Source organism: Cerasibacillus sp. JNUCC 74, assembly GCF_053667775.1.
In genome coordinates this window covers 2,876,652-2,896,608 of record NZ_CM132207.1, presented here as the reverse complement: position 1 = coordinate 2,896,608, position 19,957 = coordinate 2,876,652, and the positions used below count along the sequence as shown (strand labels likewise).

General features: G+C 35.5%; 16 protein-coding genes and 2 pseudogenes. 11 read left to right on the top strand and 7 right to left on the bottom strand.

Annotated elements, in window-relative coordinates; translation table 11 throughout:
* Window positions 1-112 precede the first annotated feature (112 nt).
* Window positions 113-1,162: a selenide, water dikinase SelD gene (gene selD / locus JNUCC74_RS12955; RefSeq protein WP_454065672.1), complete on the bottom strand. Its 1,050-nt coding sequence runs from the start codon at window positions 1,160-1,162 to the stop codon at window positions 113-115.
* Between the two features lie 249 nt (window positions 1,163-1,411).
* On the opposite strand from selD, the gene JNUCC74_RS12950 reads away from it, so the two are divergent.
* The gene (locus JNUCC74_RS12950) at window positions 1,412-2,614 is read left to right on the top strand and encodes a putative glycoside hydrolase (RefSeq protein WP_077317969.1); all 1,203 of its coding nucleotides are present in this window, start codon (window positions 1,412-1,414) and stop codon (window positions 2,612-2,614) included.
* 223 nt (window positions 2,615-2,837) lie between these two features.
* Window positions 2,838-3,369, top strand: a pseudogene (locus tag JNUCC74_RS12945) (GNAT family N-acetyltransferase).
* Between the two features lie 88 nt (window positions 3,370-3,457).
* Here JNUCC74_RS12945 and JNUCC74_RS12940 read toward each other — a convergent pair.
* Both JNUCC74_RS12940 and JNUCC74_RS12935 read right to left on the bottom strand, forming a co-directional pair.
* Window positions 3,458-4,086, bottom strand: a pseudogene (locus tag JNUCC74_RS12940) (ammonium transporter).
* A 58-nt stretch (window positions 4,087-4,144) separates the two neighbouring features.
* Window positions 4,145-4,486 (bottom strand): P-II family nitrogen regulator, encoded by a 342-nt coding sequence (locus JNUCC74_RS12935; RefSeq protein WP_454065671.1) that lies wholly within the window; start codon window positions 4,484-4,486, stop codon window positions 4,145-4,147.
* Window positions 4,487-4,725: 239 nt separating this feature from the next.
* On the opposite strand from JNUCC74_RS12935, the gene spxA reads away from it, so the two are divergent.
* From spxA to pepF, 4 genes are all read left to right on the top strand, one after another.
* Window positions 4,726-5,121: a transcriptional regulator SpxA gene (gene spxA / locus JNUCC74_RS12930; protein WP_077317794.1), complete on the top strand. Its 396-nt coding sequence runs from the start codon at window positions 4,726-4,728 to the stop codon at window positions 5,119-5,121.
* A gap of 552 nt (window positions 5,122-5,673) precedes the next feature.
* Complete coding sequence (gene mecA, locus JNUCC74_RS12925; RefSeq protein ID WP_077317793.1) at window positions 5,674-6,351, top strand: adaptor protein MecA; 678 nt, start codon at window positions 5,674-5,676, stop codon at window positions 6,349-6,351.
* Between the two features lie 924 nt (window positions 6,352-7,275).
* Window positions 7,276-8,469 carry a competence protein CoiA gene (locus tag JNUCC74_RS12920; RefSeq protein ID WP_454065670.1) on the top strand — a complete coding sequence of 398 codons (1,194 nt, stop codon included), beginning with the start codon at window positions 7,276-7,278 and terminating at the stop codon, window positions 8,467-8,469.
* A 353-nt stretch (window positions 8,470-8,822) separates the two neighbouring features.
* Window positions 8,823-10,634, top strand: coding sequence for an oligoendopeptidase F (gene pepF / locus JNUCC74_RS12915; RefSeq protein WP_454065669.1), 1,812 nt, complete (start codon window positions 8,823-8,825; stop codon window positions 10,632-10,634).
* A 1,309-nt stretch (window positions 10,635-11,943) separates the two neighbouring features.
* On the opposite strand, the gene JNUCC74_RS12910 is transcribed toward pepF, so the two are convergent.
* From JNUCC74_RS12910 to JNUCC74_RS12900, 3 genes are all read right to left on the bottom strand, one after another.
* Window positions 11,944-12,849, bottom strand: coding sequence for a ClpXP adapter SpxH family protein (locus JNUCC74_RS12910; protein WP_454065668.1), 906 nt, complete (start codon window positions 12,847-12,849; stop codon window positions 11,944-11,946).
* Between the two features lie 17 nt (window positions 12,850-12,866).
* The gene (locus tag JNUCC74_RS12905) at window positions 12,867-13,250 is read right to left on the bottom strand and encodes a globin domain-containing protein (protein ID WP_454065667.1); all 384 of its coding nucleotides are present in this window, start codon (window positions 13,248-13,250) and stop codon (window positions 12,867-12,869) included.
* Window positions 13,251-13,407: 157 nt separating this feature from the next.
* Window positions 13,408-13,980 (bottom strand): CYTH domain-containing protein, encoded by a 573-nt coding sequence (locus tag JNUCC74_RS12900; RefSeq protein ID WP_454065666.1) that lies wholly within the window; start codon window positions 13,978-13,980, stop codon window positions 13,408-13,410.
* 398 nt (window positions 13,981-14,378) lie between these two features.
* On the opposite strand from JNUCC74_RS12900, the gene JNUCC74_RS12895 reads away from it, so the two are divergent.
* The 3 genes from JNUCC74_RS12895 (at window position 14,379) to JNUCC74_RS12885 (ending at window position 16,779) form a co-directional block, all read left to right on the top strand.
* Window positions 14,379-14,987, top strand: a complete 609-nt coding sequence (locus tag JNUCC74_RS12895; RefSeq protein WP_077317785.1) for a GTP pyrophosphokinase — start codon at window positions 14,379-14,381, stop codon at window positions 14,985-14,987.
* Window positions 14,988-15,072: 85 nt separating this feature from the next.
* On the top strand, window positions 15,073-15,876 hold the full coding sequence (locus JNUCC74_RS12890) for an NAD kinase (protein WP_077317784.1): 804 nt from the start codon (window positions 15,073-15,075) through the stop codon (window positions 15,874-15,876).
* Between the two features lie 21 nt (window positions 15,877-15,897).
* Window positions 15,898-16,779: an RluA family pseudouridine synthase gene (locus JNUCC74_RS12885; protein WP_454065665.1), complete on the top strand. Its 882-nt coding sequence runs from the start codon at window positions 15,898-15,900 to the stop codon at window positions 16,777-16,779.
* Here JNUCC74_RS12885 and prpE read toward each other — a convergent pair.
* On the bottom strand, window positions 16,757-17,503 hold the full coding sequence (gene prpE / locus JNUCC74_RS12880) for a bis(5'-nucleosyl)-tetraphosphatase PrpE (protein WP_454065664.1): 747 nt from the start codon (window positions 17,501-17,503) through the stop codon (window positions 16,757-16,759). The two genes, JNUCC74_RS12885 and prpE, sit on opposite strands and share 23 nt — an antisense overlap.
* A gap of 174 nt (window positions 17,504-17,677) precedes the next feature.
* Between prpE and mgtE the strand changes: the two genes are divergently transcribed.
* The gene (mgtE, locus tag JNUCC74_RS12875) at window positions 17,678-19,060 is read left to right on the top strand and encodes a magnesium transporter (protein WP_454065663.1); all 1,383 of its coding nucleotides are present in this window, start codon (window positions 17,678-17,680) and stop codon (window positions 19,058-19,060) included.
* Window positions 19,061-19,220: 160 nt separating this feature from the next.
* Window positions 19,221-19,688, top strand: coding sequence for a CotO family spore coat protein (locus JNUCC74_RS12870; RefSeq protein WP_454065662.1), 468 nt, complete (start codon window positions 19,221-19,223; stop codon window positions 19,686-19,688).
* Window positions 19,689-19,957: the final 269 nt, after the last annotated feature.

Sequence of the window (19,957 nt, the reverse complement as noted above, 5' to 3'; positions counted from 1 at the left end):
TAATACTTCAGGAATGTTTTTGTAATAGGAGGCTATTTCGCTCTTAGGCTTTAGACACTATCTATACTGGTAATTAGTATGAGCAAAGAAAGTAATTTTAATAACTATTAAGTCATTCATGCACGTAAATATGTCCGACTGCCGCATCAGTTGTCTCTCCAATAACAGAAGCATGTACTCCCGATTTTTTTAGTTCTGCAAGCAGATCATCGGTTTCTTCATTCGCTACAGCCATAAGCAATCCCCCGGATGTAACGGCATCACACAAGATTAATTGATCGATTTTATCCAATGTATCAGGGAAAGTAACATCGGAGAACACATGGGAAAAGTTATTTTTCGTTCCACCCGGTATAGCTCCTGATTCCGCTAATGATCTTACTCTCGGTAGTTTAGGAACTTGTTTATGATAAATATGCAGACTAACATTACTTGCTTTTGCCATTTCAGAGGCATGTCCTAATAAGCCAAAACCGGTAACATCCGTACATGCATGCACTTGATAATTTTGCATTACTTCAGCTGCCGTTCTATTTAATGTAGCCATTACATTCGTGACTTGATCAATTTCTTCTTTTGTTAGTAAATTTCGTTTGATAGAGGTTGTCAAGATACCTACACCGATTGGTTTTGTCAGAATTAACTTATCCCCAACACGAGCTCCACCGTTTGTTCTTACTTTATTAGGATGTACAATTCCGGTTACAGCGAGACCAAACTTTGGCTCTTTATCATCAATGGAATGACCGCCAACTAACGTGACATCAGCTTCTTTCAATTTATCTCCGGCCCCACGCAATATATCTGTTAAGATTTGTTTATTCAAGGTAGAGACTGGAAAGGCAACAATATTTAGTGCGGTAATTGGTGTTCCGCCCATTGCGTAAATATCACTAATTGCATTAGCGGCAGCAATTTGTCCAAATGAATATGGATCATCTACAATTGGGGTAAAAAAATCAACGGTTTGAACTAAAGCTGTATCATCATTAATTCGATAGACACCAGCGTCATCACTAGTATTTAAACCAACAAGTAAATTTGGATTGGGAGTTGCTGGTGGTAACTCTCTCATAATTTCTGCTAGATCTGCAGGACCAATTTTACAACCGCATCCTCCTTTTGAAGTGAGAGAGGTGAGTTTAATTTTGTTGTTTGTCATAAAGAAAACTTCCTTTCTTATGAATCTACATATATTATAGACCAAACTTTTTCTCTTTGCATAATAGGGGCTGTTTAAAAACAACAAAAATGAATACATTGTGGCTACTAGTAGAGTAATCATTCATTCTGCACATAATCTAGGAAATCGTATCTATTTTTCGGCAAAAAACGATAAAATCCATTTCATAATGACAAATTATCCTTTATACTAGATTCATAATTAAAAAATGGGGATTGATAGGTTATGATGAGAAAGCGAATTCTGTTATTAGCAATACTAAGCATTGTTTTGTTAAATGTTCCAGTTATTGTAAGTGCAAATGATAAAACAGTGACGGCAGGTTTGCATCAGGAACGTCAACTTAGTTTAAAATCACTGGATGATAAACTAAAGCGTTTTGTTTATACATCCGATTATAACTTTGAATATCCAGACGCTGTGCGTGGAATTTATGTAACTGGGCACTCTGCTGGGGGAAGCAAATTTAAATCGCTTGTTAAGTTAATAGAGAATACTGACTTAAATACAATGGTAATTGATATTAAAGAGGATAATGGGTATTTAACATTTACTCCGGAAAAGGGGTCGCCATATGAGGATATGGCAAAAAAATACATAAAAAATCCAAAGAAAATGATGCAGGAGCTTGAAGAAAAAGGAATTTATCCGATTGCTAGAGTCGTAGTATTTAAAGATTCTGTTTTAGCTAAAAAACGCCCAGATCTCTCTTTTACCAAAAACGGGCAAGTTTGGGTGAATGGAAAAGGGGAGGCATTCGTTAATCCATTTGAAAAAGAAGTATGGGAATATAATGTGCAGATCGGGAAAAAGGCAGCAGAAATGGGCTTTCAGGAAATTCAATTTGATTATGTTCGATTTCCGGAAGGCTTTGAAACAAGGGATAAAGAATTGGACTATGGTTTAGGCGACTATAAAGATATAGAAATGGATGATGTCAAGAAGCGAGTACAAGCAGTAACAGACTTTGTAAAGTATGCTCGTGAAGAATTGTCTAACTACGATGTCGATGTTTCGGTAGACATATTTGGCTACGCAGCAACTATAGAAGAAACGCCTGGCATAGGGCAGAACTTCTCAAAAATTGCAAGTAATGTTGACATTATTTCTTCGATGATATATCCAAGTCATTGGACTTCTTACTTTGGCATTGAAAATCCTGATACGGAGCCGTATAAGTTAGTTAGCGAATATGCAAAAGTAGAAAATGAAGTATTAGGTAAATTAGAGGATTCTCCAGTTTCTAGACCATGGATTCAGGACTTTGAAGCTCCTTGGTTATATTCAGGTGCACCAAAGCAATATGGTAAGGCAGAAGTAGAAGCGCAAATTAAAGCATTGTATGAAAACGATATTCATGAGTTCCTGCTTTGGAATGCGGCAAATGTTTATACGGAAAACGTAGATTATAAAGTGGGGCTTAGTGAATAACATAAATCTAAAAGGAAGGAAGTTTGTCATATAGTGGTGACAGGCTTCTTTTTGTTTTTGGGGAAATTATATCTGCTTCTACAAGGTGGATAGCTTTTTTGAAAAGTAGCATGTCTAGCTTAGACGCTCAAGCTGTAGAAAACTTCGCTCTCCTTCCTGAAGAATAAGGAGTAGATCTATGAATTGGTATGAGAAGTTAAAGTAATATTTTCCCATTGAAGAAATGAAATAAGGGAGCATATGAAAATGCTTTTAGATGAAAAAGTGATGTTACAATAAAGATGAAAGTGACTTACATGTTGTAATGTTTGCAGAGTTTGATTCTTTTATCTTTATCGATTATTTATGGGTGTTAGCAAAAGCAAGAGGACAAGAATTTGGACATTTGCTAATTAAGAAATTAAAGAAGAAAAACAAGCCAATTATCTTGGAAGTAGAACCTGTAGATTATGAAGATACCGATACCAAAAAGCGTCTTCATTTCTACAACGGGAAGATTTTACACATGATCAGTCGATTGGCTACCGCAGAAGATCTTTAGTCACAAATAAACATACACAAATGGAAATTTTATACTGGTCACAGAACGATGAACCAGAGGATTTTATGTATGAACAAATGAAACAAATGTATAAGGATATTCATACGTATAAAGATAAAGAAGTATATGGGTCAATCCCTATCAGCATGTAGATGACGTGCTAACGTATGATGAAAATAGAGATGTTCATATATTAGATGATTTAAGATCGTAATGATAACCGTTAACAGCAAAGCCCCTTCATATAAGGACTTTGCTGTTTTTCAAAGTAGTAATATTCCAATTAACTAACTAGCTTCTTCTCATTTGGGGAGATTGTTCAACCGTTCAGCTAAACGTAAGCCATGACTAAAAGGTTCTTCATCAGTAGAAAAAAATGCTTCTTTAAATTCGTAGGCATTTGATCCATGTTCTGTAAAATCAAGGCCGGCAATTTCTTCTTCTTTGGATACACGTAAGGAAGTAATTCTGCTTACGATAGATAAGAGAACTCCCATAACTGTCATTGCCATATAATTACAGCAATTACCCCAATAGCCTGAACTCCTAACTGCGCTATATCATGACCATAAAACAAACCAGTTGATGTAGAAAATAAGCCAACAGCCAGCGTTCCCCAAATACCGCATATTCCATGAACAGTAATTGCTCCAACTGGATCATCTACTTGTAATTTTGTATCTAAAAAATGAATGCCTTCGATTAGAATAATTCCCGATATGACACCAACAATAATAGAGCCAGTAAGTGATATTTCTGCACATCCAGCAGTAATTCCGACTAAGCCGCCAAGTACGCCGTTCAATGACAAAGAAGCGTCGACTCGTTTAAATCGCAGCTTGGAATAAAATAAGGAGGTGACGAGTGAAGCTGAGGTAGATAATAAAGTTGTTCCAATAACTAAAGGAACAATAGCTGGGTCTGCCGCCATTGAACTGCCCCCATTAAAACCGAACCAGCCTAATCCTTAACATGATCATCCTCCTTATTTATAAAACAGATTTTTTCCCTTTTTCGCCAGTTCTGATTCTAATTGTTTGTTCGATGGGGGATACAAAAATTTTTCTATCGCCAATATTTCCTGTATTACAATGTGTATTGATTAATTTAATAATCTCTTCTACCTTTTGTTCTTCAACAACTATTTCAATTTTTATTTTAGGGAGTAATTGAACTTGAAATGCTGTATCGCGAAACAGACCTTCTTTGCCTTTTTGTTTTCCAGTTCCCGCTGCTTCGGTGATGGTTAATCCACCATATTTCACAGGAAATTGACTATCGTTATCAATAAATCTTTTGATAAAAGAATTGCAAATAAAAAAGTAATTCATTTATTTTTTCAAATAACATGTTTAAATAAAAATTAATATGGGTAATTTACTTATAAGCGTAAAAAATTATTTCTTGAACAAGCATAAAAATCGCAACTTTTCTCAAATATCCTCTACCTTTCACTTGACAATTGTAGTATAATTACATATAGGGTAAATTAAACTTATTTTAATTTAATAAGTCATTCAAAGTTTATGAAATAAACTAAATATACATTAGATTGAGGAGTGAAGTTTTAATGGTTACACTTTATACCTCACCAAGTTGTACATCGTGTAGAAAAGCAAAAGCATGGTTGGAAGAACATGATATACCGTTTAAGGAACGTAATATATTTTCTGAACCGTTAACGTTGGATGAGATAAAGGAAATTTTACGTATGACTGAAGATGGTACGGATGAGATTATTTCAACCCGATCAAAAGTTTTTCAAAAATTGGATGTTAATATTGATCAATTGCCGATGAAGGATCTTTTTAAGTTAATCCAACAAAATCCAGGATTGTTAAGAAGACCAATAATTTTAGATGAAAAACGCCTGCAAGTTGGCTATAATGAGGACGAAATTCGACGTTTCCTTCCACGAACGGTACGTACATTTCAGTTACGAGAAGCACAGCGAATGGTTAATTAATATAAACCTCCAAAAAGTTTTGGTGTTGACATATTTTAATCTATCCAGCTTTATAAAGAATAACAATTATAAAAAACACAGATCGTATATTTGATCTGTGTTTTTTAAATGAAAAATTTGTAATTTTTGTACTATAGGAAGGTATAAAACTTTAGGTTTTATAATAAGAAAAACGATAGCTTTCGCCATAAAGACTTGGCGACAAGGCAAGTCTTTCTAATAAACGATTTTCAGCTTTGAAAGGCAGTATTAATACATATCATATTATTTTAAAAAAATCGTCACAAAAGGTGCGTGACAAAACTTTAAATATAGGTTAAAATATGTTACTAATTAAATAGGCATATATATTTCCAAATTCATGGTTACTATCATACAATATGGATAGTAATCAGTTTATAGATAATGAGGTTTTAAATGGGAGTTTAGCTTAATCCGATCATGTAACATTATCGAGATTAGTTAAAAAAAAACAGGGTATCTATATTATAAGTTATATATGTGGTGAAGCTGTATCTTCCACCTACCTATATAAGAAGGGGGAGAAAAAACATGGAAATCGAGAGAATAAACGAAAATACAGTAAAATTTTATATCTCATATATGGATATTGAAGATCGTGGTTTTGAACGGGAAGAAATCTGGTATAATCGGGAACGCAGTGAACAATTATTTTGGCAAATGATGGATGAAGTGAATTATAAGGAAGATTTTAATGTCGATGGCCCATTATGGATTCAAGTACAAGCCTTGGAAAAAGGACTTGAAATTATTGTGACCAAAGCTCAGATTTCTAAAAATGGAGATAATTTAGAGTTACAAACGGAGGATGGAAATACAGTTGATTTTCCGATGGACAAGAAAATAGAAAATATGTTAGAAGACAAATTTGATAAGCATGAAGAAGAAATGCAGGATGATGACGACAAACTATGGATTATTGCAGATTTCAACGATTTTGAAGATGTTATCCAATTAAGTCATTATTTTACAGACTATCATATAGGTATAAGAGAAACGCTCTATCATTTTGACGATACCTACTATTTATATATTGAGTTTTCTGAAGAGGAACTAGAAGAAGAAGAACAAGAAAACATCATAAGTAAAGTATTCGAATTTGGAAATGATTCGGATATTACAATTCATGTACTTGAGGAATACGGAAAGAAAATTTTTAAGAATGATACGTTTGCCCAGGTTAGAAAATACTTCCCTGTCCATGTATAGGCACTCTAAAAGAGTGTCTTTTTTATTATTTAGGAAAAGACATTTGTTTCTCCATGGCGGATATCTTTTTTGAAAATAGCATCGTCGTTTTGTCTAGCTTAAGTGCTCGAGCTGCTAGCAAATTTCACCTTCTTCCTACGATAAGTCAACATCGGCTCGAATCTAAAGGAATATCGACTATAAGCGGGCTTACGGCCCAACATCGGCATATCCCCCCTGTTAGAGGCATGTTTTCTTTATCCCGCATATAAGGTGCCGTATGTTGAAATTTTAAAATCATTAAGTCCCCAGTACAACTCATAATGTTGGATCGATAGCTAGCCTACAATGAAATCTCCTACATATTGTTATTTTAATTTCTGCAAAAAAATGCTAGAAAAGAAGGGATACCACGATTTCTCGTCGAATACTAATAGATAAGCTGTTTATTTACCTCGTCATATTTATTAATTATCCTTGACGAGTAACCAGCTCAAATGGGCTCCACATGGATAAAAGTGGAAACAGTTATAAGTTAGATTAATGAGTGTTGTAAGTATTTTAAATCTCAATTAACGTTGGTTTATCTACAATTCACAATATTTATTTTACTTTCCTATGTTTGCTTCAGATGGTAAAATCATCACTTTTTCATCTCCTTTTAGTAAAGAATACTCCAAAAACACTTTTAAAATCCAATACATTTAAATATCACAATATTACTATTAGAGGATTAGATAAAAAGTCAAAGGCTGACTTTCCTTGTTCAAAAATGTTCTTTTTAGAACTATAGGAAAGTATAATACTTTAGGCTTTATCGTATAAGAAAAACGATAGCTTTCGCTAAAGACTTGGCGACAAGCCAAGTCTTTCTAATAAAGATAGGACAAGGAGTAAAAGAAATGTTATTTTTTTCACAGTAAAATTTTAGCGGAGGTGTTAGTTGTGTTACAAGCCATAAACCAAAATGGGCAGAAGGTCATATTGTTTAATAAATCTGTTCAAGAAATAGAGAAATTGAAAACCAATAAACATGGCTTCATTTGTCCAGTTTGCAAGGGGAAAGTGTACCTTCGTTCAGGGAAAAGAGTTATACCTCACTTTGTTCATTATTCTATAAAAACATGTGACTCTATAAGCAGAGGTGAAAGCGTATATCATGATCAAGGAAAGATGATGTTATACAGATGGTTACTACATCAGCAATTGTCCGTTAAGTTAGAGCCATATATACAAACGATTCGTCAACGGCCTGATATATTGCTTACAATCGGAAGAAAAAGAATAGCTATTGAGTATCAATGTAGCCCCATTTCACCAGCTGTTATAAAAGCAAGAAATGATGGGTATCGTTCGCTAAGTATTTTTCCCATTTGGATTATTGGTGCGAAGCATTTTCAAAGAAAAAGCCGATATAAACTGCATATTTCTTCATTTATTCAATCTTTAATTCATCAATTTTCTCCAACATCATCTCCTCTGATTTTCTTTTTCTGCCCATACACCTGCAGAGTAATTACAGTTCAGGATTTATATATGGTAACAAATCGTATGATATTGGGAAAAATAACTGACTATAAACTCAGCCAAGTGTCGCTTATTCAGTTATTTCATGAAAAAACGTTTAGTAGTAAGGAGTTATATTCCATATGGCATAAAGAAAAACACTCTTTTCGAACAAAACAAAGAGGACGATTATCCAGGCGAGAATTAAACTGGCATCGATGGCTATATGAAAAACGATTGCATCTTCACTCACTTCCGTCGATCATTCATTTACCAATTAGCTCGCAATATATGATGCGAGTTCCACTTTGGAATTGGCAAAGCAAATGGGTGATAGAAAGATTTATCCCAAGACAAAATGGAGAAATCATTCAACTTCACCATCGTTCATTGCGAAATGAAATGTATCAACAAAAGGATTTCTCATTAATCTATCAAGTTTCTGAATTAAGTGATCCGCTTTATCAATATTTACGAATTCTCAGCCAGCTTAAAATAGTAAAAAAAATATCTGCTATGACATTCATTAAACTAAGCGATATTGACTTTCCAACAACTATCGAGGAAGCAATTGCTGCAGATAAAGAGGTACTTCGACAATTACAAAAGCAAAATAAAAGCATGTTTCCTTAACAATACGATATACTAAATAGCAAAAGTTCTTTTTAGATTGGTTCAAAGGTTCGTTACAAACGATAAAGCGAATTTCTTTATACATCAAAAAGACACTTTCGCTAAAGCAAGACGTAAGTGGATATTTGAATCGTAAAGGTGTACCAAGTGTAATTAGCTGATCATTTGTGCTATGCTTGTCGCTAGCCAAGTTTTTTTGATTGACTACTCGCCTTGGACTGCATGTTTCTGTAATAGCCTTGAATTCGCTTGTTGAAGCTAAGCATGTTAAACTTTTCGGTCCTTTTTGAACCCATACGTTTAGAGAGAACATCATAGTTTTATTCGTTTTAAAGAAAAAGGAGGATTTTACTTTGTCAACAAATAAAAAAGCTTTGCCAAAACGTGAAGAAATCCCAGTTGAATTAACATGGAAGTTGGAAGATATTTTTGAAACGGATGAGGCATGGGAACAGGAAATGGCTAAGTTACAAGAGGAAATCCCGAAAATCGAGCAATACCAGGGTAAATTAGGTGAAAGTGCTGAAAATCTTTATGAAGTGTTACAGCTCCAAGATCATCTGTCAGAACGATTGGGAAAGCTCTTTACATACGCGCATATGCGCTATGACCAAGATACGACTAATTCATTTTATCAACGGCTAAATGCTCAAGCTGAAAGTATTCTTACCGTTGCCTCAAGTAAGATGAGTTTTATTGTTCCTGAAATTTTATCCATAGATGAAGCTAAGCTAAATAGCTTTATAAAAGAAGAACAAGGTTTGCAAGGTTATCAAAAAACATTAGATGAGATTACAAGGCAACGCTCGCATATTTTAAGTGAGCGTGAAGAAGCTATACTTGCGGAAGCCTCAGAACCAATGGGGGCCACAGCGCAAACATTTAGCATGCTTAATAATGCAGATCTTACTTTTCCAACAATTAAAGATGAGAATGGTGAAGAAGTGGAGGTCACTCACGGCCGGTATATCCGTTTTATGGAATCAAAGGATCGTTCTGTACGTCAAGCAGCTTTTAAAGCGGTGTATGAAACATACGGCAAATTTCAACATACCTTTGCTTCTACACTAAGCGGAAATATTAAAAAAGATAATTTTTTTGCTAAAATAAGAAATTATGATTCCGCAAGACAAGCAGCATTAGATAATAATAATATTCCGGAAGAAGTTTATGACCATTTGGTAAAAGCTGTGAATGAAAAGTTGCCACTACTGCATCGTTATATTAAACTTCGTAAGAAGTTACTTGGGTTAAAAGAATTGCATATGTATGACTTATACACACCTTTAGTCCAAGATGTCGATATGAAAATCACGTATGATAAAGCTCAAGACTATGTACTAAAGGGACTTGCTCCATTAGGTAATGACTATTTAAGTGTTATTAAAAAAGCATATGAAGGTCGTTGGATTGATGTTGAGGAAAATAAAGGGAAACGAAGTGGAGCTTATTCTTCAGGCTCATATGGTACAAACCCTTATATTTTGTTAAATTGGCAAAATAATGTTAATGATACGTTTACATTAGCACATGAGCTTGGACATTCTGTTCATAGCTACTATACAAGAAAGAATCAACCGTTCCGTTACGGAAATTATTCAATTTTTGTAGCAGAGGTAGCTTCCACCTGTAATGAAGCACTGCTAAATGATTATTTATTAAATAACCTAGAGGATGAAAAACAAAGACTATACCTACTTAATCACTTTTTAGAAGGGTTTAGAGGTACTGTCTTCCGTCAAACGATGTTCGCTGAATTTGAGCATACAATTCACTTAAAGCAACAGCAAGGAGAAGCTTTAACAGCAGAAAAACTAACAGAAATTTACTATGACTTAAATAAAAAGTATTATGGGGAAGAAGTTGTTTCCGATCAAGAAATTGGTCTGGAATGGGCAAGAATACCTCATTTTTATTACAATTATTACGTATATCAATATGCAACTGGTTATTCTGCTGCAACAGCATTAGCACAACAAATATTAGACAAAAAAGATGGTGCAGTAGAAAAATATATCGATTTTCTAAAAGCAGGAAGCAGTGATTATCCGATTGAAGTTTTGAAAAAAGCCGGAGTGGATATGAGCTCAAAACAACCAATATTGGATGCTTTACAAGTATTTGATGAGAAGCTGCAACAATTGGAAAAAATGCTAAGTGAATAAACCAAAAAAAAAGCAGGTCATGAAACCTGCTTTTTTTGATTTTAGCATGAAGGATATTCGTTGGATAAAAATGAAATGTTTAAGTACAGGTGTGACTAAGACATTATCTATGCATATGGGTTTGCGTTACCCATTATTTCTTCATATGTTAAAAAGATAAAATTATTGCTTGAAAGTTAGTTCGACATAGTTAGAGTATTTAAATGTTTGAAGTGTACGAGTATGGCAACGCCCACGTTTAAGCTTACCTGTCTACGTTGCATTTATCCCGCATGTAAGGTGCCGTAAGACTCCCACTTCAAGAGCTTGAGTTGATACAAAAGGTCTAAGTGGGAGAAAACGGCACCTAAATGCCCGATACGTTCAAGGGCCTTTAGGTCATACCCTTGTGGTACTAACATTCAGTAGGAGATGGAAGAAAACTCCTACTGAATGAAGGTTCATTTTATCGTGTTCCTCGGTAAAGACGCTTGCTTGTGAATGAGTAAATGGTTAAGTAAATGGATATAAACAACAAAGGCAATGTGATGTAAAGAGGAATTACCTGTAAAAATCCTAAAATATTTAAAACAAAAGCAAAACCGGTTAAAAGTAAAAATAATAATGGCTGAATAAAACGTTTCAAGATATCACCTCTGTATAAAATTACAATGATTATAAAAGCATATGCAATTGGAAAGCGCTTTATTCGTGACATTTTTGTGAAAACATGCACAAGGTTATTGATTCTTTGTGAAATGATTGGTATATTAAGAATGTAAGTTAGATACAAACAAAACCCCTTTGTTTGATCATGAAACTTTCTCCCATCCCCCTTTGTTATTACAAAGAGAAAAGAAGGATATGCGCTGCCCCGCATATCCTTCTTTCTTTGTGTTAAAGGAAAGCATAAAACTTTAGGTTTTATTCCGCATGTAAGGTGCCGTAAGTTTCCCACTTCAAGACCTGAGTTCGTGCAAGGGGTCAAAGTAGAGAAAACGGCACCTAAATGCCCGATTGGTTCAAGGGCCTTTAGGTCATACCCTTGTGGTACTAACATTCCGTGTAAAAAGCATTCCACGGAATGAAGTTTCTCTTTATCCCGCATGTAAGGTGCCGTAAGTTTCCCACTTCAAGACCTGAGTTCGTGCAAGGGGTCAAAGTAGGAGAAAACGGCACCTAAATGCCCGATTGGTTCAACTAACATTCCGTGTAAAAAGCATTCCACGGAATGAAGTTTCTCTTTATCGTATAAGAAAAACGATAGCTTTTGCCATAAAGACTTGGCGACAAGCCAAGTTTTTCTAATACAAAAAATAAAAAGCCTTGATTAAGGCCTTTGTTCATCTTCATATTTCCAGAAGTCCCCATACTTTACTGGGATTCGCGTCACTTTTTGCTTCAATTGTAGCTTTTTCATTTCTCGTTCTGCTTTTGCCATAGACCAATCGTAAACTACAGCAATTTCCTTTGTTCCGACTGTTTTATAATAAGAAAGAAAATCCTCTAGCATTGGTTTCTCAGAAGGAATCGGCTGTTTTTCCAAAATTTCTCTTAATACACGGACATAAATATCATATGGATAAAGACCAGAGATTTTAATACCTTGTCCTTCTGTGAATTGGTTAAAAAAGACAAGTGTTGGAATATAATCAACTTCCATTTCTTGCGTTAGTTTTACGTCACATTGAAAGGCTTTTTTAGCAGAGGAAGAAAATAAGTCGGATGAGAATTCTTCTACATCTAAATTTGAAGCTTTTGCACAAGCGTAAAGTGTTTCTTCACAAGAAATATCTTGCTTATATAGGAATGCACTTTCTTGAATTTTACGAAGAAAGGTTTTGCCCGCCTTTTTACCTTGTAATTCTGCAGCCTTGACAGCCAAGGAGGCAATCCATGGATAAGACACCGGATTTTCTAACCATAAATCACCGTCACAGCACATGCCTGTTCGATTTGCAGTTTTTTCCCAAATAGCTTTTATTTTTAGCGGGCGATCAAATTGGTCTTTATTCAGTGTACTTAAATGTCCACTTATGATCGGACGAATGGTGAAAAATCTGCCATACTCAGTTGAGAGTTTCTTTAAGAAGGGCTCAAGCGCCCAGCACTCAGGACATAAGGGATCGACAAAAACATAAATCTCGATGGGTTTTTGAACAACATTAACATAGCTATATTTTTCCGATGTGTTTGTTTGATAAATGGATTTAAATCCAGAGTGTTCCCAACTCACACCGATTCTCCTTTCTCCTATTCTGGTGTGTTCATCATGTGGTTAGCAGTTAAGGTTAGTTTTTCAAATATAGCCGTACGGTAAGGTTCGTTTATTTCAGCTTCTACTAGTGCAAGTGCCATACATTCAAGCCAAGCATCTTTTCGTGTTGGCGTTATTTCAAAAGGTAAATGTCTTCTTCGCAACATTGGATGTCCCCGTTCTTCAGAATATAATGGAGGACCTCCAAAAAACTGAGTAAGAAATAACTTTTGTTTATGGATCGTTTCTGTTAAGTCTTCAGGAAATATTGGAATTAAATCAGGATGCCGGCTAACATGTGCGTAAAACGTTTGTACGAGACGTTGTACAGCAATACTTCCGCCTATCGCTTCAAAAATAGAGTTTGCTTGTTTCTTCATGAGTATTCCCCTTGCTTCGGTTTCTATATATTGTAGCAACGGAATAGCAAGTGAGCAAATAATCTGATTAAATTTGTCCTCTACTTCATCATTGCACTCGATCAGTTGAGATAATATTTTAGAGAAAATAGAGGTGTGAACAAATTGTTACAAGAAATTAATTCTCAAAACTAGCAAAAAATCGTTCCACCTTATTTGGCGTTTTTCTTCGAGGTATTTGGTAATGATGGAGCAACTCCTGAAATTGAGTGAATCCATTTTCTCTCGTATCGGCCTCTAGCTCGAGCTCGTAGTCTGATTTTCCATTATAAAAGCTATAATCTAAAACAAATATTAAGTTGTTTTTATATAATTCCTTACGCTTGGTCGTTAAGCTGCCAAAACAACGTAAAGAAGATAGACGGATTCCTAACTCTTTAAGACGAGCCGTAGTTTCAGGCTTTTCTATGACCTTACCTTGAATCCAACTGTCAGCTTCCTCTTTTGAAAGAGTATCATGCGTTTCTAATAAACCTTTTTCATGAGGTTCCTTTAACGTTAGTTGATAGAAATTGTTTTTCTCACGAATCCTTAAAGCACAACCTAACTCTTGCAATGAACGATACTTTGTTTCAAAATAGTAGTTAGTTTGTATTTGGCTTTCGGTTGGAAATGGAATATGTTTTAACAGTTTATTATATTCCTCAATGGTTAATAAATTTTTAAATTCAATCTCTATTTCTTGAGCCATACTTGTCCTCCCCCGATACAATAACCTTGCTAAAATTGATTATCGCTAATCTAGCGCAAATTTGCAAAGAATAATGTGCTGGGTTTACAAAAAAATGCATAAAATATGGCTTTTCCTTCCATGTTATTTATTTTATCGTTCATTTGTGAAAGCGGTACCTATTGCGGGTTAGGAAGTGGTTTAAAACATTTAGAAAACGAAGGAGGACATGTTTTTTCAGTGAGTTAGGACCAGGTGTTACAAACATTAGTCTGGCAAAATAGAGAATCAGTAGGAATGGAAAATAATGCTTATTTAAGCCGCTTTATCTTGTTTCATGAACAAGCAATATTCTGGAATAATGTGATACAATAAGGGAGGCTTAATACGAGAGATGAACATATCAGGTGGTGTTGAATGTGAATTGGAAATCTACACTTGCGCCATATGCGCAGGTTGTTGAAGAGTTGAAAGTAAAATTAAAGGGGATTCATAAGCAATTTGAATATGAGTCAAAACATTCACCGATTGAGTTTATTACTGGTCGTGTGAAGCCAGTACCTAGTATTTTGGAAAAAGCAGAAAGTAAGAAAATACCGTTAGAAGATATTGAAAAAGAAATTCAGGATATAGCAGGGGTAAGAGTTGTATGTCAGTTTGTGGATGATATTTATACTGTGGTTGAGATGATTCGAGCTAGAAATGACTTAACAATCGTTGAAGAAAAGGATTATGTATCGAAAAAAAAGGCGAGCGGCTACCGTTCTTATCATCTAATTATTGAGTACCCTGTTGAGACAATTGATGGGATGAAAAAATTGCTGGCAGAAATTCAGATTCGTACACTAGCAATGAATTTCTGGGCGACGAATGAACACTCTTTAAATTATAAATATAAAGGGAGTATACCAGCTAATATTAAAGTACGTTTACAAAATGCAGCAGAAGCCGCTTTTCAATTAGATGAAGAAATGTCAAAAATTAAACATGAAGTTCAGGAAGCACAACGTATTTTTCATCGTAAGTAGCTGGATTTCCTCCTAACGAAAGGAAACGAATCAATGATAAGCTGAAAAATCGATATATGCTATCGCTCTAAAGGAGGATGTAGACATGAAATTTGCCATTGTTTCAAGAGGGGACGGCCGTTCTGAACAGATTAAAGCAACACTTAAGCAACATTTAACTGATTTTAAATTAGAATATAACGATAATGAACCGGCGCTTGTCATATCCGTTGGGGGAGATGGTACATTTTTAGAAGCATTTCATACGTATATTCACCGCTTAAATTCCACTGCTTTTATTGGGATACATACGGGACATTTAGGGTTTTATGCGGACTGGACTCCGGATGAACTTGAAAAGTTGATTATTGAAATCGCTAAAACGCCATTTCAGATTGTGGAATATCCATTATTAGAAGTGATTATCCGCGGGAAAACGGGAGGAATTGAAGATCAATTTTTAGCACTTAATGAAGCTACGATAAAAACTGCTGATGGTTCTGTTGTTTTTGATGTGGAAATTAAAGGAGAACATTTTGAAACATTCCGTGGTGATGGATTATGTATTTCTACACCATCTGGAAGTACAGCTTATAATAAAGCTTTAGGTGGAGCGATCATTCATCCATCGCTTGATGCCATTCAGTTAACCGAGATGGCTTCCATTAATAACCGCGTGTTCCGAACAATTGGTTCACCACTAATTTTACCAAAGCATCATACATGTTTGTTAAAGCCGGTCGTTGATCGCAGCTTTTTAATTGCGGTTGATCACTTTACAACGAATTACGCAAATGTTAAATCGATACAATGTCGGGTTGCTGAAGAACGAATTCGTTTTGCCAGGTTTCGTCAATTTCCTTTCTGGAAACGGGTACGTGAATCGTTTGTTGCAGCTGATAATTATTAATGTAGGAACGTGATAGAACAGATGGAATGGATTATTGAAAAACAACATGAAGGAATGCTGCTTCGCGACTATCTTCGTGAGGTTCGGGGATTTTCCAGAAGGATTTTAAAAGCAATTAAATTTGATGGTGGAGCGATTTTAGTAAATGGGATAGAACAATCCGTTCGTTATCCTTTATCTACTGGAGATAAACTAATGATTCATTTTCCCAAAGAAGCTAGAAGTAATTCGATGCAACCAGAACCAATGGAACTATCGATCATTTATGAAGATAACGATATTTTAGTTATTAATAAAGCATCTGGGTTACCGGTGATTCCTTCGTTTCGTCACCCTAATGGAACTTTGGCAAATGGATTATTAGCACATTATGAAAAACAGAAATGTAGTGCCACTGTGCACATTGTTACAAGATTAGATCGCGACACCTCTGGTTTATTATTAGTTGCTAAGCACAGCTATAGTCATTCAATTTTAGCTGCTCAACAGCAAACGAAAGCAGTGCAGCGAACATATCAGGCTATAGTAGAAGGTTGTATTAGTAAGCAATCTGGTACGATTCATATGCCAATTGGTAGAAAACCTGGATCTATCATTGAACGAGAGATCCGTTCAGATGGAAAAGATGCGATTACTCATTACAAGGTAGAAAAAAAGACGACCGAGCATTCATTTATTACTGTTCAGTTGGAAACAGGTAGAACTCATCAAATTCGCGTTCACTTTTCGGGAACTGGTTATCCGTTATGCGGTGATACACTATATGGCGGTTCTACTCATTTGATTGAACGGCAGGCATTACATTGTTCTTTACTTTCATTCATCCATCCAATTACAAAGGAATTACTGCGTTTTACTGCTGAATTACCTCAAGATATGGTTAATGCGCTGCAAAAAATGTAAATCTATCTCTTTGAAATGGCTGTTGTGATGGAACAGCCACAATCTTTTCCTCAGGTAGACGAAAAGCTGTTAATTCATTTCCAAACACACAACCTGTATCAATATTGATTGTTCTGTTTATGATTCGTGGCTTTAAAACAGGGGTATGGCCATAAACAATCCAAGCATCTCCTTTATAATGTGCTGCCCAATCTTTGCGAATCGGTCTCCCAGATGAATCTTTTTCTCCAGTGATGTCACCATATAGAACAAAAGCTTCTACTTGTTTATCGGTCCTCCCTATGTACACTTCTTTCATTCCTGCATGTGCAACAATTGCATTTACTTCTGAAATTTGCAAATAAAGAGGTGCTTGTTCGTATAATGTCATAAATTGTTCACGGATCAGGGCTTGTTCCTCTTTTGAGCACGCTTTATACTCAGCAACAGTTGTTTCTAATCCATGCCATATTTGAACGTTATTACCGATAAAGTAACGGTATAATTTATTGCAATGATTACCGGGAACATACAATGCTTTTTGCTGCGTGATTACCATTTTAAATACAAGTGTAATCACTGCTAATGAATGTGGACCCCGATCGGTTATATCTCCAACAAAGACGGGAGTTCGTTGTTCGGGATGAACAAAAATACCCTGTTCCTTTTTGTAGCCAAGTTTGAAAAATAGTTGCTCTAATTCTTCAAAACATCCATGAATATCACCAATAATATCAATCTTCATATGAATACCTCCTTGATTTGTTCGGTTTTTTTGGATATGATATGTGCGGGGTAAAAATGGATAGTGGGTAAGGTTGCTCTCCATTATATAATTATAACCAATTTCATCCAAGTAAATTGGTTTGAACGCCCCTTTAATAGGGAATAGATGAGCTAGGGAAAAGGAAGTGATCGTATGGAATCCAATAAGTATGATAAAAAGTATGAAGAACAGTATGAGCAGCATTGGCAGAAATTACAGCAGGCACTGGAACAAGATAATATGGAAGGATTTCGTAACGAGTTCCTTGATATGCACCCCTATGACCAAGCAATGTTTTTTATGGAGCAGACAAAAGCAGCTCGTTTGAAAATATACACGTATTTATCGCCAGAGGAAGTCGGCAACATCATAGAAATTATGGATGATGAAAAACAACGACGCGCATTAATAAGCGAAATGGATCCCCGCTTTGCTTCCATGGTTTTAGCGAAAATGTTTGCTGATAATGCGGTTGATATTTTAAGTGGCATGGACAAGGATCAAATTGCAAGCTTCTTAACCATTATGAATCAGGAAGCAGCAAAAGAAATTAAAAAGTTGCTGCATTATGAAGAAAAAACAGCCGGAAGTATTATGACTACTGAGTATGTTGCAACGTATAAAACAAATACAGTTCAACAGACGATGCAGCAATTAAAGGAACAGGCTCCGGACGCAGAAACGATCTACTATATGTATGTACTGGATGATGAAAAACGTTTAGTTGGAGTTCTTTCTTTGCGAGATCTAATTGTTGCCGATGAAGATACTCTAATTGAAGATGTTATGATTGAAAAGGTCGTAGCGGTATCTGTTGGCAAAGACCAAGAAGAAGTTGCCCAAATGATGCGTGACTATGACTTTCTAGCACTTCCGGTAGTTGATTTTCAAGGGCATTTATTAGGTATTATTACGGTAGATGATATTTTAGACGTCATGGAAGAAGAAGCAAGTGATGACTATTCCAAGCTGGCTGGGGTTTCCGATATGGATAAGCCAAGTGATACGGCGGTTGTTTCAGTGAGAAAACGGTTACCATGGCTTGTTATTTTATTATTTTTAGGAATGCTAACTGCCAGTTTAATAGGACGTTTTGAGGAAACGTTAAATCAAGTTTCCGTTTTAGCTATATTTATCCCGCTTATTGCTGGAATGGCTGGTAATTCAGGAACGCAAGCTTTGGCGGTTGCTGTTCGCGGGATGGCTAATGGGGATTATGATAAACAAGGAAAAGCTCGGCTTGTACTCCGGGAAGGAGCCACAGGCATCATTAATGGGATTATTTGCGGAATTGTTATTATGATTGTTATTTATATTTGGAAAGGTAAGTTTTACTTAGGTTTACTTGTAGGTATTTCAATTGCTGCTACACTGTTTGTTGCCACACTTGCAGGTGTGTTAGTTCCTATGTTGATGGAACGGATAAAAATCGATCCAGCTGTAGCATCCGGCCCATTTATTACTACGATCAATGATATAATTTCGATCCTTATTTATTTCAGCATGGCAACCGTATTTATGAAATTTTTATTATGATCGTTTTTGAAAATGAGTACTGAAACATCCATTTAAAATAATATATATCTTAAAGAAAAGACACTTCTCTCAAAGTGTCTTTTCTTTTTCCACAAACACATTTCCCAAAATGGGTTCATATAATGGGTTAAGGAATGATTTAAAAAGGGGGAAGAATAAAATGGGGAAAAAATACGCACAAAAACCACTGCTTTTTATTCATCAATCGAAAGTAGGCGAGTTACATGCGCCAATGCAACATATGTATGTTACCCCAAAACATAATAAGGAAGTTTCTTCAAAGAATGAGGAGGTAGTGAAAAAAGGAATGAGGCACCGAGACTTTGATAAAAACGAAATAAAAAATAAGCAGGAAGATTTGGAGGAAACGGAGAAAAGTGATTTTTCGCATGAAGAAAAAAAGCAAAGCTTCAAAAATATGTCAATTGAAGAAAAAATTGAATATTTTTTACACACCCCTAATTTCGCTCCTAGATTAAAATGTGAAATCCAAACAAGTCAACGAACGTATCGCGGTGTAATAACAGGATCTGAAGGAAATGATGTATTTATTCGTACCGGAAATCGTTCAACAAGTACAAAAATCTCACTAGATGATATTAAGCATATTAAGTTACTAGGCTTCTAATGATCTATCTTTACGTGAAATAGCAGTAAAAACTCCCGCCTAAGACTATCAATCAGATTGGCTAGGTGGGAGAATCAACTGCCGGAGGAAGTAATTGGATTGTTAATCCATAGGGGATCATGTTCCCCTAACTATAAAAGCTTTGCTTGAAGCAGTAGGACGTATTTTAGTGGTTCAAAAATAGTTACGAACAAGAAGTATATCATTTAATAAGTGGTGAAATATTGCACACTGGGGTGCATGCACCCCAGTGTCAATTCAGTTAAGCG

Bases quoted from the DNA above. Each gene is read 5' to 3' on its own strand.
- prpE (WP_454065664.1), bottom strand. From the start codon at position 17,503: ATGAAGATTGATATTATTGGTGATATTCATGGATGTTTTGAAGAATTA.
- JNUCC74_RS12905 (WP_454065667.1), bottom strand. From the start codon at position 13,250: ATGAAGAAACAAGCAAACTCTATTTTTGAAGCGATAGGCGGAAGTATT.
- JNUCC74_RS12870 (WP_454065662.1), top strand. From the start codon at position 19,221: ATGGGGAAAAAATACGCACAAAAACCACTGCTTTTTATTCATCAATCG.
- JNUCC74_RS12890 (WP_077317784.1), top strand. From the start codon at position 15,073: ATGAAATTTGCCATTGTTTCAAGAGGGGACGGCCGTTCTGAACAGATT.
- JNUCC74_RS12885 (WP_454065665.1), top strand. From the start codon at position 15,898: ATGGAATGGATTATTGAAAAACAACATGAAGGAATGCTGCTTCGCGAC.
- mecA (WP_077317793.1), top strand. From the start codon at position 5,674: ATGGAAATCGAGAGAATAAACGAAAATACAGTAAAATTTTATATCTCA.
- mgtE (WP_454065663.1), top strand. From the start codon at position 17,678: ATGGAATCCAATAAGTATGATAAAAAGTATGAAGAACAGTATGAGCAG.
- JNUCC74_RS12950 (WP_077317969.1), top strand. From the start codon at position 1,412: ATGAGAAAGCGAATTCTGTTATTAGCAATACTAAGCATTGTTTTGTTA.
- JNUCC74_RS12935 (WP_454065671.1), bottom strand. From the start codon at position 4,486: ATGAATTACTTTTTTATTTGCAATTCTTTTATCAAAAGATTTATTGAT.
- JNUCC74_RS12900 (WP_454065666.1), bottom strand. From the start codon at position 13,980: ATGGCTCAAGAAATAGAGATTGAATTTAAAAATTTATTAACCATTGAG.
- spxA (WP_077317794.1), top strand. From the start codon at position 4,726: ATGGTTACACTTTATACCTCACCAAGTTGTACATCGTGTAGAAAAGCA.
- selD (WP_454065672.1), bottom strand. From the start codon at position 1,162: ATGACAAACAACAAAATTAAACTCACCTCTCTCACTTCAAAAGGAGGA.